This is a genomic window from Geodermatophilus sp. SYSU D00696 (assembly GCF_054050235.1).
In genome coordinates, this window is the sequence record NZ_JBJGYY010000012.1 from 22,039 (window position 1) to 37,014 (window position 14,976).

13 protein-coding genes are annotated in these 14,976 nt (G+C 74.6%); 8 read left to right on the forward strand and 5 right to left on the reverse strand.

Going from position 1 to position 14,976, the window contains the following annotated elements; genetic code table 11:
- The first annotated feature begins 42 nt into the window (after positions 1 to 42).
- Entirely contained in the window at positions 43 to 825 is a 783-nt protein-coding gene (locus ACI79O_RS09735; protein ID WP_456914003.1) for a DUF3159 domain-containing protein, read from the forward strand.
- A 10-nt stretch (positions 826 to 835) separates the two neighbouring features.
- On the opposite strand, the gene ACI79O_RS09740 is transcribed toward ACI79O_RS09735, so the two are convergent.
- Positions 836 to 1,501 (reverse strand): potassium channel family protein, encoded by a 666-nt coding sequence (locus tag ACI79O_RS09740; protein ID WP_456874687.1) that lies wholly within the window; start codon positions 1,499 to 1,501, stop codon positions 836 to 838.
- On the reverse strand, positions 1,501 to 2,211 hold the full coding sequence (locus ACI79O_RS09745; RefSeq protein WP_456914004.1) for a potassium channel family protein: 711 nt from the start codon (positions 2,209 to 2,211) through the stop codon (positions 1,501 to 1,503). The genes ACI79O_RS09740 and ACI79O_RS09745 overlap by 1 nt, the downstream gene beginning before the upstream one ends.
- 124 nt (positions 2,212 to 2,335) lie before the next feature.
- Here ACI79O_RS09745 and ACI79O_RS09750 point away from each other — a divergent pair, with 124 nt between their 5' ends.
- The 4 genes from ACI79O_RS09750 to ACI79O_RS09765 all read left to right on the forward strand — a co-directional run bounded on the left by ACI79O_RS09750 (position 2,336) and on the right by ACI79O_RS09765 (position 6,387).
- A complete protein-coding gene (locus ACI79O_RS09750) occupies positions 2,336 to 4,372 on the forward strand; it encodes an APC family permease (protein ID WP_456914005.1) in 2,037 nt (678 codons plus the stop codon).
- On the forward strand, positions 4,365 to 5,675 hold the full coding sequence (locus ACI79O_RS09755; RefSeq protein ID WP_456914006.1) for a class I SAM-dependent RNA methyltransferase: 1,311 nt from the start codon (positions 4,365 to 4,367) through the stop codon (positions 5,673 to 5,675). Before ACI79O_RS09750 ends, ACI79O_RS09755 begins: the two co-directional genes overlap by 8 nt.
- Positions 5,676 to 5,703: 28 nt before the next feature.
- Positions 5,704 to 5,931, forward strand: a complete 228-nt coding sequence (locus tag ACI79O_RS09760) for a DUF4177 domain-containing protein (protein WP_456886819.1) — start codon at positions 5,704 to 5,706, stop codon at positions 5,929 to 5,931.
- Between the two features lie 87 nt (positions 5,932 to 6,018).
- A complete protein-coding gene (locus ACI79O_RS09765; protein ID WP_456886817.1) occupies positions 6,019 to 6,387 on the forward strand; it encodes a hypothetical protein in 369 nt (122 codons plus the stop codon).
- On the opposite strand, the gene ACI79O_RS09770 is transcribed toward ACI79O_RS09765, so the two are convergent.
- Positions 6,384 to 7,571, reverse strand: coding sequence for an ROK family protein (locus tag ACI79O_RS09770; RefSeq protein ID WP_456874693.1), 1,188 nt, complete (start codon positions 7,569 to 7,571; stop codon positions 6,384 to 6,386). The two genes, ACI79O_RS09765 and ACI79O_RS09770, sit on opposite strands and share 4 nt — an antisense overlap.
- 213 nt (positions 7,572 to 7,784) lie before the next feature.
- Between ACI79O_RS09770 and dxs the strand changes: the two genes are divergently transcribed.
- Together dxs and ACI79O_RS09780 are read left to right on the forward strand one after the other, a co-directional pair.
- Positions 7,785 to 9,704: a 1-deoxy-D-xylulose-5-phosphate synthase gene (gene dxs / locus ACI79O_RS09775; protein ID WP_456914007.1), complete on the forward strand. Its 1,920-nt coding sequence runs from the start codon at positions 7,785 to 7,787 to the stop codon at positions 9,702 to 9,704.
- A complete protein-coding gene (locus tag ACI79O_RS09780; RefSeq protein ID WP_456886813.1) occupies positions 9,701 to 9,979 on the forward strand; it encodes a thiamine-binding protein in 279 nt (92 codons plus the stop codon). The genes dxs and ACI79O_RS09780 overlap by 4 nt, the downstream gene beginning before the upstream one ends.
- 282 nt (positions 9,980 to 10,261) lie before the next feature.
- Here ACI79O_RS09780 and ACI79O_RS09785 read toward each other — a convergent pair whose 3' ends face one another.
- Both ACI79O_RS09785 and ACI79O_RS09790 read right to left on the reverse strand, forming a co-directional pair.
- The gene (locus ACI79O_RS09785) at positions 10,262 to 12,349 is read right to left on the reverse strand and encodes a 3-hydroxyacyl-CoA dehydrogenase NAD-binding domain-containing protein (RefSeq protein WP_456914008.1); all 2,088 of its coding nucleotides are present in this window, start codon (positions 12,347 to 12,349) and stop codon (positions 10,262 to 10,264) included.
- The gene (locus ACI79O_RS09790; RefSeq protein WP_456914009.1) at positions 12,346 to 13,551 is read right to left on the reverse strand and encodes a thiolase family protein; all 1,206 of its coding nucleotides are present in this window, start codon (positions 13,549 to 13,551) and stop codon (positions 12,346 to 12,348) included. Before ACI79O_RS09790 ends, ACI79O_RS09785 begins: the two co-directional genes overlap by 4 nt.
- 244 nt (positions 13,552 to 13,795) lie before the next feature.
- Here ACI79O_RS09790 and ACI79O_RS09795 point away from each other — a divergent pair, with 244 nt between their 5' ends.
- Positions 13,796 to 14,899, forward strand: coding sequence for a sugar ABC transporter substrate-binding protein (locus tag ACI79O_RS09795; protein ID WP_456886807.1), 1,104 nt, complete (start codon positions 13,796 to 13,798; stop codon positions 14,897 to 14,899).
- Positions 14,900 to 14,976 lie beyond the last annotated feature (77 nt).

Below are 14,976 nucleotides of genomic sequence, written 5' to 3' on the forward strand. Positions count from 1 at the left end.
GGACCAGCAGCGCAGGAGGAGACCGGGGACGACGGCCCGGCCGTGACCTTCGACCGCCACCTCGTGCTCGAGCAGCTCGGTGGCTGGCGCGGGATGGTCGACGCGTCCCTGCCGACCGTGGCGTTCATCGTCGCCAACGCGATCGGTGGCCTGCGCACCGGTGTGTGGTTCGCGATCGGCGCCGCCGTCCTGGTGCTGGTCTTCCGCCTGGTCCGCCGCGAGAGCGTGCAGCAGGCGTTCAGCGGCCTGTTCGGCGTGGCGATCGCCGTCGCGATCGCGGCCGCGTCCGGGCAGGCCCGCAACTACTTCGTGCCCGGGATCATCCGCAACGCCGTCATCGGCGTCGTCCTGCTGGGGTCGGTGCCGCTGCGGTGGCCCCTGGTCGGCGTCCTCGCCGAGTTCCTCGCCCCGAGCCACCTGGGCTCCATGGCCGCGCACTCCCTGCCCGGGCTGCGGCGGCGGGTCGGCACCGCCCGGGCCCGGCTGCAGCACGGGCCGGCGCCGGCCCCGGAGACCGGGCCGGAGCCCGGGCCCGCGGCCGCGCAGCGCCCGACCGACCCCGCCCCCGAGCGGCACTGGCGCGACGACCCCCGCGTGGTCCGCGCCTACGGCTGGCTGACCGTGCTGTGGGCGCTGACCTTCCTGCTGCGGGTCGCGGTGCAGACGCCGCTGTACCTCGCCAACGAGGAGGACCTGCTCGGCGTCGCCTCGCTCGTGCTCGGCCTGCCGGTGACCGCGGCGGCGCTCGCGGTCACCCTCTGGGTGATCGCCCGCCTGCACCGGCACCGCGTGGAGGACGGGGCCGGACCGCCGCCACCGCACTGAGCGCGCGGGGTCACACCATGTGGGGGGAGAGCACCTGCTGCAGCTGCTCCTCGACGTCGGCGTGGGTGATGAACAGCAGCTCGTCGCCGACCTCGAGCGGCTCGTCGGGGCTCGGCGTGATGACCCGGTCGCCGCGCAGCAGGGCGGTGAGCACCGTCTCGCGGGGCAGCGGCACCTCGCCCAGCGGCCGGCCGGCCCACGGGGTGTCCTCGGCGAGGGTGATCTCCACCAGCGTCGCCGCGCCCTTGCGGAAGCTCATCAGGCGGACGACGTCGCCGACGGTCACCGCCTCCTCGACCAGCGCGGCGAGCACCCGCGGCGTGGAGACGGCGACGTCGACGCCCCAGGCCTCGGTGTAGAGCCACTCGTTGCGCGGGTCCTTGACCCGGGCCACGACGCGGTTGACGGCGAACTCGGTCTTGGCCAGCAGCGAGACGACGAGGTTGGCCTTGTCGTCGCCGGTGGCCGCGACGACGACGTCGCAGGTGGCCAGCTGCGCCTCCTCGAGGGAGGACACCTCGCAGGCGTCGGCCTGCACCCACTCCGCGCCGGGCACCGAGCGGGTGCGGACCTTCCGGCCGTCCTTCTCGATGAGCATCACGGTGTGCCCGTTGGACAGCAGCTCCCCGGCGATCGACCGGCCGACCGCGCCGGCCCCGACGATGGCGACCCGCATCAGACCCTGCCTCCCTCGGGGTGCTCGACGGCCTGGTGCACGCGGTCGGAGATCTGGTCGGTCGCGGCGACCACGAGCTGGTCGCCGTCCTGCAGGACGGTGTTGGCCGTCAGCAGCTGCGACTCGCCGAAGCGGACCAGCCAGGCGGCCCGGGCGCCGCAGGCGGCCTCCAGCTCGGCGACCTTGCGGCCCACCCAGCCGTCGGTGACGGTCACCCGCATCAGCAGCACCTTGCCGGTGGGCTCGCGCCAGATCTCGCTGACCTTGACCGACAGCAGCTCGCGCATGAGCCGGTTCACCGTCCAGGGCACCGTGGCCACGCTCGGGATGCCCATGCGCTCGTACACCTCGGCCCGCTTGGAGTCGTAGATCCGGGCGACGACGTGCTGGACGCCGAAGGTCTCCCGGGCGACGCGGGCGCTGATGATGTTGGAGTTGTCCCCGCTGCTCACCGCGGCGAAGGCCCCGGCCGAGTCGATGCCGGCGTCGAGGAGCACCTGCCGGTCGAAGCCCGGGCCGGTCACCTGGCGGCCGCTGAACTCCGGGCCCAGCCGGCGGAACGCCTCGGGGTCCTGGTCGATGACCGCGACGCTGTGACCGATCTTCTCCAGCCGCCGCGCGATCGCCGAGCCGACACGGCCGCAGCCCATGACGACCACGTGCACGTGTCGCTCCTGCCACTCGCTCGCGGGCGCCGTCCGCCCGCTCACCGGGCGCGAAGCTACACCCGCTCCGGCGGCTGCGGAGGACCCGTCGCAGACGCCTGACCCCTCGGGGGCGCAGCCGTCCCGGAGGTGCGGCACCCGGTGCCCCGGCGTCCGTACCATCGCCGCCGTGCCAAGCCTGTCCGACCTCGGACAACTCCCGAAACGGCTCGTCCTGGGACGGCCGGTCCGCAGCGACCGGCTGGGGGAGTCCCTGCTGCCCAAGCGCGTCGCGCTCCCCATCTTCGCCAGCGACCCGCTCTCCTCCGTGGCCTACGCCACCCAGGAGCTGCTGGTGATCCTGGCGCTGGCCGGCACGGCGTACCTGTACCTGACCCCCTGGCTGGCGGCGGGGGTGGTCGTGCTGCTGGTGACGGTGGTGGCGTCCTACCGGCAGGTGGTGCGCGCCTACCCGTCCGGCGGCGGCGACTACGAGGTCGCCATGCGCAACCACGGCCAGTTCGCGGGACTGGTGGTGGCCAGCGCGCTGCTCATCGACTACGTGCTCACCGTGGCGGTGTCGGTGTCGGCCGGCACGGACAACATCATCTCGGCCTTCCCCGCCCTGAACGAGCACCGGGTCGCGATCGCCCTCGGCCTGGTGGCCCTGCTGGCGGCGCTCAACCTGCGCGGGGTGCGGGAGTCCGGCCGCGCCTTCGCCGCGCCCACCTACCTGTTCATCACCGCGATCCTCGTGATGATCGCCACCGGCCTGGTGCGGTACTTCCTGACCGGCTCGGACCTGGCGGCCGAGAGCGCCGGGTACACGATCAGCCCGCAGGCCGACTACGCCGAGCTCGGCGGGCTGGCGCTGGTCCTGCTGGCGCTGCGCGCCTTCGCCTCCGGGTGCACCGCCCTGACCGGCGTGGAGGCGATCGCCAACGGCGTCCCGGCCTTCCGCCCGCCCAAGAGCCGCAACGCCGCCACCACCCTGGCCCTCATGGGCGGCGTGGCGGCGACGATGTTCGCCGGGATCACCGCGCTGGCCCTGCTCACCGACGTCCGGTACGCCGAGTCGGCCTGCGACCTGGTCGGCTTCGCCGACTGCGAGACCGAGCCGCAGCGCACGGTGATCGCGCAGGTGGCGGCGGCCACCTTCGGCGGGTCCCAGTCGGTGGGTTTCTTCGCCGTCCAGGCGTTCACCGCCGCCGTCCTCGTCCTCGCGGCCAACACCGCGTTCAACGGCTTCCCGCTGCTGGGGTCGGTGCTCGCGCAGGACCGCTTCCTGCCGCGGCAGCTGCACACCCGCGGCGACAAGCTCGCCTTCAGCAACGGCATCCTGCTGCTGGCCGGGTTCGCCGGCCTGCTGATCGTCGTCTTCGACGCGTCGGTGACCTCGCTGATCCAGCTCTACATCCTCGGGGTGTTCATCAGCTTCAGCATCGGTCAGTGGGGGATGGTCCGGCACTGGAACCGGGAGCTGCGCGCGAGCACGGACGCCGCCCAGCGGGCCCGGATGCGGCGGTCCCAGGCGATCAACCTCGCCGGCGCCCTGCTCACCAGCGTCGTGCTGGTCGTCATCGTGGTCACCAAGTTCGTCCACGGAGCGTGGCTGGTGCTGGTGTGCATGCCGTTCCTCATCGTCCTGATGCGGGCGATCAACCGGCACTACTCGCACGTCGCCGAGCAGCTGGTGCCCGACGTCGACTCGCGGATGCTGCCGAGCAGGGTCCACGCCGTCGTGCTCGTGTCCAAGGTGCACCGGCCGACGCTGCGCGCGCTGGCCTTCGCCCGCGCCACCCGGCCCGACCAGCTGACCGCGCTGACGGTCAACGTCGACGACGCGGACACCCGCGCCCTGCAGGCCGACTGGGACCGCTACGACATCCCCGTCCCCCTGACCGTGCTCGAGTCGCCGTTCCGGGAGATCACCCGGCCGGTCGTCGACTACGTGAAGGCGATCCGCCGCTCCAGCCCGCGGGAGCTGGTCATCGTGTTCGTGCCGCAGTACGTCGTCGGGCACTGGTGGGAGAACGTGCTGCACAACCAGAGCGCGCTGCGCCTGCGCGCCAGGCTGCAGTTCCAGCCCGGGGTCATGATCACCACGGTGCCGTGGCAGCTGGAGAGCTCCATCGGCCGCGAGGACGATCGGCAGCGGGGCCCGGCGCCGGGCGACGTGCGCCGCGGCCTGTCCGACGACCCGGTCGAGTCGACCCCCTATGGCTGACGGCCGGCGCCGCCATCGGGGAGCCCGGCCGCCGCGCCCCGACCGGGGTGGCGGCTGGACCGGCCGGGAGTTCGAGGTGACCGTCGGCCCGGTGGCCCACGGCGGGCACTGCGTGGCCCGGCACGAGGGCCGGGTGGTGTTCGTGCGGCACGCGCTGCCGGGGGAGCGGGTGGTCGTCCGCGTCACCGAGGACCGCCAGCCCGGCTACTGCCGCGCCGACGCGGTCGAGGTGCGCGAGGCCTCGCCCGACCGCGTCGAGCGGCCCTGCCCGTACAGCGGGCCGGGGCGCTGCGGGGGTTGCGACTGGCAGCACGTGTCCTGGGACGGGCAGCGCCGGCTCAAGGCCGACGTCGTCCGCGAGCAGCTCACCGGGCTCGGCCGGCTCGACCCCGCCGACCCCCTCCTCACCGGCCTGGCAGTCGAGGCGCTGCCCGGCGGCCCGCTGCGCTGGCGGTCGCGGACGCGGTTCGCCGTCGACCGGTCCGGGACCCCCGGGCTGCGGCGGCACCGCTCCCACGACCTGTTCCCCCTCGACGACTGCCCGATCACCGTGGAGGCCGCCGCCCGCGCCGTGCTCGACCGCCGCTGGCCGGGCGCGGGCGCGGTCGACGTCGCGGTGGACTCCGCGGGGACGGTGACCACGACCCGGCTCGACCGGCGCGGTGCCCCCACCTCGACCCGCGTGCTGCGCGCCGGCGACGACGAGGCCGCCGTCCCCGCCGGGCGGGCCGCGCGGCACGCCGCCGGTCGGGACTGGGAGGTCGAGGGCACCGGCTTCTGGCAGGTGCACGGGTCGGCGGCCGACGCCCTGGTGTCCGCCGTGGCCGGGGCCGCGTCGGTGCGGCCCGGGGAGACGGTGCTCGACCTGTACGCCGGCGCGGGCCTGTTCGGCGGTGCGCTGGCGCCCGCGGTCGGGGAGTCGGGCCGGGTCGTGTGCGTGGAGGCCGACGCCGGGGCGTGCGCCGCCGCGGAGGCCAACCTGGCGGACCTGCCGCAGGCCGAGGTGTGGCAGGGCGAGGTGGACGCCGAGGGGCTGACCGGCCTGCTGGAGGAGCTCGGCAGGAGCCCCGACGTCGTCGTGCTCGACCCGCCGCGGGCCGGCGCCGGACCGGCCGTCAGCCGGGTGCTGGCCGGGACGGGGGCGCGCGCGGTGGTCTACGTCGCCTGCGACCCGGCGTCGCTGGGCCGTGACGTCGCCGTGTTCGCCGGCGCCGGGTACCGGCTCGCCGCGCTGCGGGCCTTCGACGCCTTCCCGATGACCGCGCACGTCGAGTGCGTCGCGCTGCTCGTCCCGGCGACCTGACCCGGAGGGCGCCGGATACGGTCTGGGGGTGACCACCTGGGAGTACGCCTCGGTCATCACGGCCAACGACGCCGAGTCGCAGCGCGCGGGGGTGAGCGTCAAGCTCCCCGGCGGGCGGCTGGAACGGCAGCAGGGGGACACCAGTTCGGTGCTCAACCGCCTCGGCGGCGAGGGGTGGGAGCTGGTGAGCTACCACTCCAGCGGAGCCGGCACCTGGGGTTTTGAGCAGTTCTGGCTCAAGCGCCCGCTCACCTAGGTCGCGGGCGGGGCGCTCCGGTCACGACCGGGTGACGGCGCCGCCCGCCGGGTCGAACACGTGTTCGATCTGCGGCAGACTGCCGGCGTGGGATCGAGCGTGCCGCCGGGCTGGCCGGAGCAGGTGCGTCCGCCGGGCGCGCCCGACTGGGAGCGCACCGCGGTCACCTGGCTCTTCGACCTCGTGCCGCCCGACTACCGGGCGCACGAGGTGCTGCGCCGCTATCCGGTCCTGCTCGCCCGGATGGCCGGTGACCACGTCGGTGCGGGGCTGGAGGCCGCCCGCGCGGGCTGGCGGACCGTCCGCGTCGACCTCGCCGACCACCTGCCCCCGGACGCCCTGGAGGCCGCGGTGGCGGCCTACGAGCGGGAGGGTGCGCGGCTGGCCGCCGCCGCACGCGGCGTGACGGTCGTGGCCGGGGCACTGCGCGGCGAGGTCTGGGTGCCCCGCCTCTAGCCGCCACCGAGCCGGTCGGCCTCCCGGATCCCGACGGCGAGCGCGCCGAGCAGCTCCGCGCGGCCCCCGAGCGAGCCCGGCACCACGGTGAGCTGCTCGGCCGCGGCGGGGATGGCGGACTGCTCGAGGGCCCGCCGCAGCGGGTCCACCAGCAGGTCGCCGGCGGTGCCGAGCTCCCCGCCGACGACGATGCGGTCGGGGTTGAGCACGTTGACCAGCCCGCCGAGGACGAGGCCGACCGACGTCCCGGCGTCGGCGATCAGCCGCCGGCAGGCCTGGTCGCCGTCCTGGGCGCCGGCCACGAGGGAGCGCAGGTCGGTGTGGTGCGGCGCGGCCGTGCGGATCGCCCGCAGCAGGGCGGTGCCGCCGGCGGTCAGCTCCAGGCAACCGCGGTTGCCGCAGCGGCACAGCGGTCCCGAGGGGTCGAGGCTGACGTGGCCCATCTCGCCGGCCGTGCCGGAGACGCCGCGCAGCAGGTCGCCGTCGAGGACCAGCGCGCCGCCGACGCCGGTGGCCATCTTGAGGTAGATCGTGGAGCGCGAGCCCCGGCCGGCGCCCCAGCGCACCTCCGCGACCGCGCCGAGGTTCGCGTCGTTCTCCACGATCACCGGCACGCCGAGCCGCTCCTGCAGTGCGGGCGCCGGCGTCCGGCCCGACCAGGTCGGCAGGATGTTCGAGCGCGCCACGGTGCCGCGGGCGCTGGCCGAGCGGCCGACCACCGGCGTCGGGAGGCCGACGACCGCGCCGACGACGTCGGCGGTGCCGGCGCCGGCCCGGGCCAGCTCGTCCTCCACCTGGCCGCCCACGGTGTCGAGGACGGCGTCGGGGCCGAGGTCGGCGACCGGCAGGGTGGTCACCTCCTCGCCGACGATCCGGTGGGACAGGTCGGCGACGGCGGTGCGGACGTGCGTGCGCCCGATGTCCACCCCCACGACGACACCGGCCCTGCGGGTCAGCTGCACGAGGCGGGCGGGCCGGCCGCCGGTGGGCAGCGCGTCCGAGGGATCCGCGGGCGCGACCAGCCCCTGGTCGACGAGGTCGGCGACGTACCCGGAGACCGTGGCCCGCGACAGGCCGGTCTGCTCGACCAGCTGCGCGCGCGTCGCCGGGCCGCCGACCCGCAGCGCCTCGACGAGCCGGCGCGAGGGTCCGGTCACCTCGGGCAGCCACGGCCGGGTGTGCATGGCGTGATCGTGAGCACACTCCGGTCTTCTGTCAATCGACGACGGAACTGGGTCCTCCGGCGTGGGGAGAGTGCTGACGCGCGACGGAACGGTCCGCCCCCGGTCGCCGGTCCACCGCTTCACCGGGAGGGGCCGGCCGTCGCGCGACTACAGTGGGTCGGCGGCCCTCGACCAGCCGTGCCACCGCCGCCACAGAGAGGACACCGCCGCGCCGTGTCGCTCCTGCGCTCGCTCCGCGACCCCGCCGACCTCCGGGCGCTGCCCGCCGAGCAGCTGCCCGCGCTGGCCGCGGAGATCCGTGACGCGCTGGTCACCAGCGTCGCCCGGACCGGCGGCCACCTCGGTCCCAACCTCGGCACCGTCGAGCTGACCATCGCCCTGCACCGGGTGTTCGAGTCGCCGCGCGAGCCGATCGTCTTCGACACCGGCCACCAGGCCTACGTGCACAAGATGCTCACCGGCCGCGTCGAGGGCTTCGACCGGCTGCGCCAGCGCGGCGGGCTCTCGGGCTACCCGAGCCGGGCCGAGAGCGAGCACGACTGGGTCGAGAACAGCCACGCCTCCACCGCCCTGTCCTACGCCGACGGCCTGGCCAAGGCCTTCGCCGTCCGCGGCGACACCCGCCCCGTCGTCGCCGTCGTCGGCGACGGCGCCCTCACCGGCGGCATGGCCTGGGAGGCGCTCAACAACATCGCCGCCGCGCAGGACCGGCCGGTCGTCATCGTCGTCAACGACAACGGCCGGTCCTACTCGCCGACCATCGGCGGCGTGGCCGACGCGCTGGCCGGCCTGCGCCTGCGCCCGGGCTACGAGCAGGCGCTGCTGGCCATCCGCCAGGCGCTGCACCGCGCGCCGGTGCTGGGCTCGGCGCTCTACGACGCGCTGCACGGGCTCAAGAAGGGCGTCAAGGACGTGCTCTCGCCGCAGGGCATGTTCGAGGACCTCGGCCTCAAGTACGTCGGCCCCGTCGACGGCCACGACGTCGAGGTCCTGGAGTCGGCGCTGCGCCGGGCGCGGTCCTTCGGCCGGCCGGTGATCGTCCACGCGGTCACCACCAAGGGCTTCGGCTACCCGCCGGCCGAGACCGACCAGATCGACGCCTGGCACGCCACCGGCGTCTTCGATCCCGACAGCGGGGTCGGTCCCGTCGCGGCGCGGGACTGGACGGCGGCCTTCTCCGACGAGCTGGTGCGCATCGGCGCCGAGCGGGCCGACGTCGTCGCCGTCACCGCCGCGATGCTGCACCCCACGGGCCTGGCCGGCTTCGCCGAGCGGTTCCCCGAGCGCACCTTCGACGTCGGCATCGCCGAGCAGCACGCGCTGACCAGCGCCGCCGGCATGGCGATGGCCGGGCTGCACCCGGTGGTCGCGGTCTACTCGACGTTCCTCAACCGGGCCTTCGACCAGCTGCTCATGGACGTCGCGCTGCACGGGCAGCCGGTCACCGTCGTCCTCGACCGGGCCGGGGTCACCGGCACCGACGGCGCCTCGCACAACGGCATGTGGGACTTCTCGATCTGCTCGGTGGTCCCGGGGCTGCGCATGGCGGCGCCGCGTGACGAACCGACCCTGCGCGAGGCGCTGCGGGAGGCGGTCGCGGTGACCGACGGCCCCACGGTCGTGCGCTTCCCGAAGGGCCCGCCGCCGGTGGACATCCCGTCGCTGGAGCGGCGCGGGCCGGTCGACGTGCTGCGGCACGGCGGGGACCGGCCCGACGTCCTGCTGGTCGCCGTCGGCTCGATGGTGCCGACCTGCCTGGCCGCCGCCGAGCGGGCCGCCGACCACGGCATCGGGGTGACCGTCGTCGACCCGCGCTGGGTGCTGCCGGTCGCCGACGAGCTGGTCGAGCTGGCCGGCGAGCACCGGCTGGTGGTCACCGTCGAGGACTGCGGGCGGGCCGGCGGGGTCGGCGCGACCCTGACCCAGGCGCTGCAGGACCGCCAGGTCGACGTGCCGGTGCGGGCGCTGGGCCTGCCGCAAGCCTTCCTCGAGCACGGCAGCCGGGGCCAGGTGCTGGCCGACTGCGGCCTGACCGAGCAGGACGTCGCCCGGCGCATCGCCGAGTGGACCGCGGTGGTCAGCGAGCGCTCCGACACACCGGCCACAGCGCCCGTGGACGGCGCCCAGCAGTGATCGCCGAGATCCAGGTCGCGCCCTCGCCGGCCGGGACGCCGGAGGACCCGCACGCCTTCGTCGAGGCCGCGGTGCGCGTCATCCAGGCCTCCGGGCTGCGGTACGAGGTCGGCGCCCTCGGGACGACGCTCGAGGGCGACGCCGACGCGGTGTGGGCCACGCTGCGGGCGGCGCACGAGGCGATGCTCGCCGCCGGTGCCACGGCCGGCATCTCGCACGTCAAGATCGCCTCGGTGGACCGCACGATGGACAGCCTTACGCGCAGGTTCCGCTGAGACGACGAACGGCCGACCCGCACGCGAGGCCCCGTCCGTCGTCCGGTGTGCACTTCCGCGGACGTGCACAACCGGCGCCCGGCCGTCTGTGCCGTCGACCTCGCCGTGTGGTGCCCGACCTCAGCCCGCAGCGTGAGGTCGGGCACCGCGGCGTCCGGTCCGGCGTGACCGGCGGCGCGCGGGGGTGAGCCAGGGCGGCCCGGGACGGCGAACGGCCCGGGCCCCGCGCGGGGACCCGGGCCGTCGTCGTCCGGTGTGCACTTCCGCGGAAGTGGTCAGGGCTCAGGTGGGGAGGCTGGCCACGCCCCTCGGCAGGAACCGCGAGCCGGTCACCCGCTCGGAGACGCCGGCGCGGTCGAGGTACGCCGAGATGCCGCCCAGCCAGAACGGCCAGCCGGCGCCCAGGAGCATGCACAGGTCGATGTCCTGCACGGCCTGCACGACGCCCTCGTCGAGCATCAGCCGGACCTCCTGGGCCAGCGCGTCGACGGCGCGCTCGCGCACCTGCTCCTCCGACAGCGGCGAGTCGCCGGCGTCGATGCCCTCGAGCTCGGGGTCGACGACGCCGGGCTCGGAGTACACCGAGGTCTTGCCCAGCTCGACCATCCGCCGCAGCCCCTCGCCGACGGCGAACCGGTCGGGGAAGGCCTCGTGCATCCGCTCGGCCACGTGCAGGGCGACCGGCGGGCCGACCAGCGTGAGCAGCTCGAACGGCGTCATCGGCAGGCCCAGCGGGTCCAGCGCCCGGTCGGCGACGGCCACGGGCGTTCCCTGCTCGACGGCGGCGGTGACCTCGCCGAGGAAGCGGGTCAGCAGCCGGTTGACCACGAACGCCGGGGCGTCGGCCACCAGCACGCACGACTTCTTCAGCTGCTTGCCGACGGCGAACGCGGTGGCCAGCGTGGCGTCGTCGGTCCGCTCGGCGCGCACCACCTCCAGCAGCGGGAGCACCGCCACCGGGTTGAAGAAGTGCAGGCCCACGACCCGCTCGGGGTGCTCGAGCTTGGAGGCCATCTCGGTCACCGACAGCGCGGAGGTGTTGGTGGCGAGCACGCACTCGGCCGACACGACCGCCTCGACCTCGGCGAACACCTGCTGCTTGACCGACATCTCCTCGAAGACGGCCTCGATCACGAGGTCGGCGTCGGCGAAGACCGCCTTGTCCAGGGCGCCGGTGACCATGCCCTTGAGCCGGTTGAGCCGGTCCGGCGACAGCCGGCCGCGGGCGGCCAGCTTCTCCAGCTCCCCGTGCACGTAGCCCACGCCCTTGTCGACGCGCGCCTGGTCGACGTCGGTGAGGACGACCGGCACCTCCAGCTGCCGCACGAACAGCAGCGCCAGCTGGGAGGCCATCAGGCCCGCGCCGACGACGCCGACCTTGGTGACCTTCCGGGCCAGGGACCTGTCCGGGGCGCCGGCCGGCCGCTTGGCCCGCTTGTTCACGAGGTCGAACGAGTACAGCGAGGCCCGCAGCTCGTCGCTCATCAGCAGGTCGGTGAGCGCCTCGTCCTCGGCGGCGGTGCCGGCGGTGAACGCCTCGCCCTCGACCCCGTTGCGGGCCAGGTCGAGCAGCTCGACGGCGCGCAGCGCGCCGGGGGAGGCGTTGCGGGTGCGGGCCGCCACGATCCCCCGGGCCCGCTCGACGGCGGTGTCCCACGCGGTGCGGTCGACCTCGGGGCGGGGCACGACGACGTCGCCGTCGAGCACGCCGGCGGCCCACTCCAGCGAGCGCTCGAGGAAGTCGGCCGGCTCGAAGACGGCGTCGGCGATGCCGAGCGCCGCCGCCTTCGGGGCCGGGGTCATCCGGTTCTGCGAGAGGGCGTTCTCGACGACGACGGTCACCGCCGCGTCGATCCCGACGAGGTCCGGCAGCAGCTGCGTGCCGCCCCAGCCGGGCACCAGGCCGAGGAAGACCTCGGGGAAGGCGACCAGCGCCGTCGAGGCGATCGTGCGGTGGTGGCAGTGCAGCGCCAGCTCCAGGCCGCCGCCGAGGGCCACGCCGTTGACGAACGCGAACGTCGGGACCGCCGAGTCCTTGAGCCGGCGGAACACCCGGTGCCCGGTCCGGGCCATCTCCCGCGCCTGGTCGGCGGAGGTGACCGCCGGGACGCCGGAGAGGTCGGCGCCGACGGCGAAGACGAACGGCTTGCCGGTGACGGCGATGGCCGCCGGCGCCGGGGTGTGCGCCTCGATCTCGTCGAGCGCGGCGTCGAGCGAGGCCAGCCCGCCGGGGCCGAAGGTGGAGGGGCGGGTGTGGTCGTGCCCGTTGTCCAGGGTGACCAGGGCGATCTCACCGGCCAGGCCGGGCACCCGCAGGTACCGCACCCGCGCGGTGGTCACGACCTCGGTGTCGAAGACGGCAGTCGTCACTTGGTGGTGCCCTCCCAGTTCGGGTTCTCCCAGATCACCGTGGCGCCCATGCCCAGGCCCACGCACATGGCGGTCAGGCCGTAGCGGACGTCGGGCCGCTCGGCGAACTGGCGGGACAGCTGGGTCATCAGCCGGACGCCGGAGGAGGCCAGCGGGTGGCCGACGGCGATGGCGCCGCCCCAGGTGTTGACCCGCGGGTCGTCGTCGGCGATGCCGAAGTGGTCGAGGAAGGCCAGGACCTGGACGGCGAAGGCCTCGTTGAGCTCGAACAGGCCGATGTCGTCGATGGTCAGGCCGGTGCGGGCCAGCGCGCGCTCGGTCGAGGGGACCGGGCCGACACCCATGACCTCGGGCGCGACGCCGACGAAGCCGTAGCCGACCAGCCGCATGCCGGCGTCGAGGCCGAGCTCGTGCGCGACCTCCTCGGCGGCGAGGATGCAGCCGGTGGCGCCGTCGTTGAGCCCCGCGGCGTTGCCGGCGGTGACGTGCCCGTGCGGGCGGAACGGGGTCTTGAGCGTCGCCAGGCCCTCCAGGGTCGTGCCCGGCCGCGGCGGCTCGTCGACGGTGGCCAGCCCCCAGCCGTGCTCCTGCGAGCGGGTCGCCACGGTCACCAGCTCCGGGCCGATCTGCCCGTTGGCCACGGCCTTGGCGTAGCGCTGCTGGCTGGCCAGCGCGAAGGCGTCGGCCCGCTCCCGGGTCAGGTGCGGGAAGCGGTCGTGCAGGTTCTCGGCGGTGGAGCCCATGACCAGCGCCGAGCCGTCGACCAGCTTCTCGCTGAAGAACCGCGGGTTGGGGTCGGCGCCCTCGCCCATCGGGTGGCGGCCCATGTGCTCGACCCCGCCGGCGATGGCGACGTCGTAGGCGCCGAAGGCGATGCCGCTGGCGGTGGTGGTCACGGCCGTCATGGCGCCGGCGCACATGCGGTCGATCGCGTAGCCCGGCACGGACTGCGGCAGCCCCGCCAGCAGCGCGGCGGTGCGGCCGATGGTCAGCCCCTGGTCGCCGACCTGGGTGGTGGCCGCGATCGCGACCTCGTCGACGCGCTCGGGCGGCAGGGCGGGGTTGCGGCGCAGCAGCTCGCGGATGACGCGGACGACGAGGTCGTCGGCGCGCGTCTCGGCGTAGACACCCTTCGGGCCGGCCTTGCCGAAGGGGGTGCGCACGCCGTCGACGAAGACGACCTCGCGCAGCGAGCGGGACATGGGACCTCCGCAGCGGGATCGGGAACCGGCCCGAGACGGGCGCGGCACCCTGAAGTTACCCGCCGGTAACCCGTGGACCAAGCCCGACCCGACCCCTCCGGGGCGTCGGTCGGCAGAGGTGCTGCCGCGCTCCTCGCGGGTCACGGTCCGGCAACGTCACGGACGCACTCTTGCGACGGGTGTGATCCAGAGCGCATATTGGCCGCCGCACTTCTGTAGATTCCCGACGGAACGGTGGAGATCCATGGCGCGACGGCACACGATCATGACGGCCCTCGCGGCCTCCCTCGTCTTCAGCCTGGCCGCCTGTGGCGGCGACAGCGGCGGCGGAGAGGAGAGCGGCGGCGGTGGCGGTGGCGGCGAGGCCGCCGGGCGGGTCGGCGTGATCCTCCCCGACACCGAGTCCTCGGTGCGCTGGGAGAACTTCGACCGCCCCTACCTCGAGGCGGCGTTCGAGGAGGCCGGTGTCGAGTACGACATCCAGAACGCCGAGGGTGACGCGCAGCGGCAGGCGACCATCGCCGAGCAGATGATCACCGAGGGGGCGACCGTCCTCGCGATCGTGAACCTCGACTCGGCGTCGGGCGCGCAGATCCAGGAGCAGGCGTCCAACGAGGGCGTCGCCACGATCGACTACGACCGGCTGACCCTGGGCGGCACCGCGGAGTACTACGTCTCCTTCGACAACACCGAGGTCGGCCGGCTGCAGGGCCAGGGCCTGCAGCAGTGCCTGGAGGCCAACGGCGTCACGCAGGGCAACATCGCGTTCCTCAACGGCTCCCCGGACGACAACAACGCGACGCTGTTCTCGTCGGGCGCCCACGAGATCCTCGACCCGCTGACGCAGTACACCCAGGTCGCCGAACAGGCCGTGCCCGACTGGGACAACCAGGAGGCGGCGACGATCTTCGAGCAGATGTACACCCAGGCCGGCGGCAACATCCAGGGCGTGCTGGCCGCCAACGACGGCCTCGCCAACTCGGTGATCCAGATCCTGGAGCGCAACAACGCCGCGGGCCAGTCGAACGTGACCGGTCAGGACGCCACCGTCGAGGGGCTGCAGAACATCCTCGCCGGTGACCAGTGCATGACGGTCTACAAGTCGGTCCGCGAGGAGGCCAACGCGCTCGCCGAGCTGGCCGTCGCGCTCATCAACGGTGAGGAGGGCGAGACCACCGGCACCGTGGAGGACCCCGAGGGTGGCCGCGAGGTCCCGTCGGTCCTGCTCACCCCCGTCGCGATCTTCCGGGACAACGTCGGCGACGTCGTCGAGGACGAGTTCGTGAGCGCCGAGGAGCTCTGCACCGGCGAGTTCGCCGCCGCCTGCCAGGAGCTCGGGATCGAGTAGTGGTCAACGGCCGCCGGGGCGTCGATGATGGGCGCCCCGGCGGCTGCTGTCCCAGCCCCACCAGCACGACCGAGAGG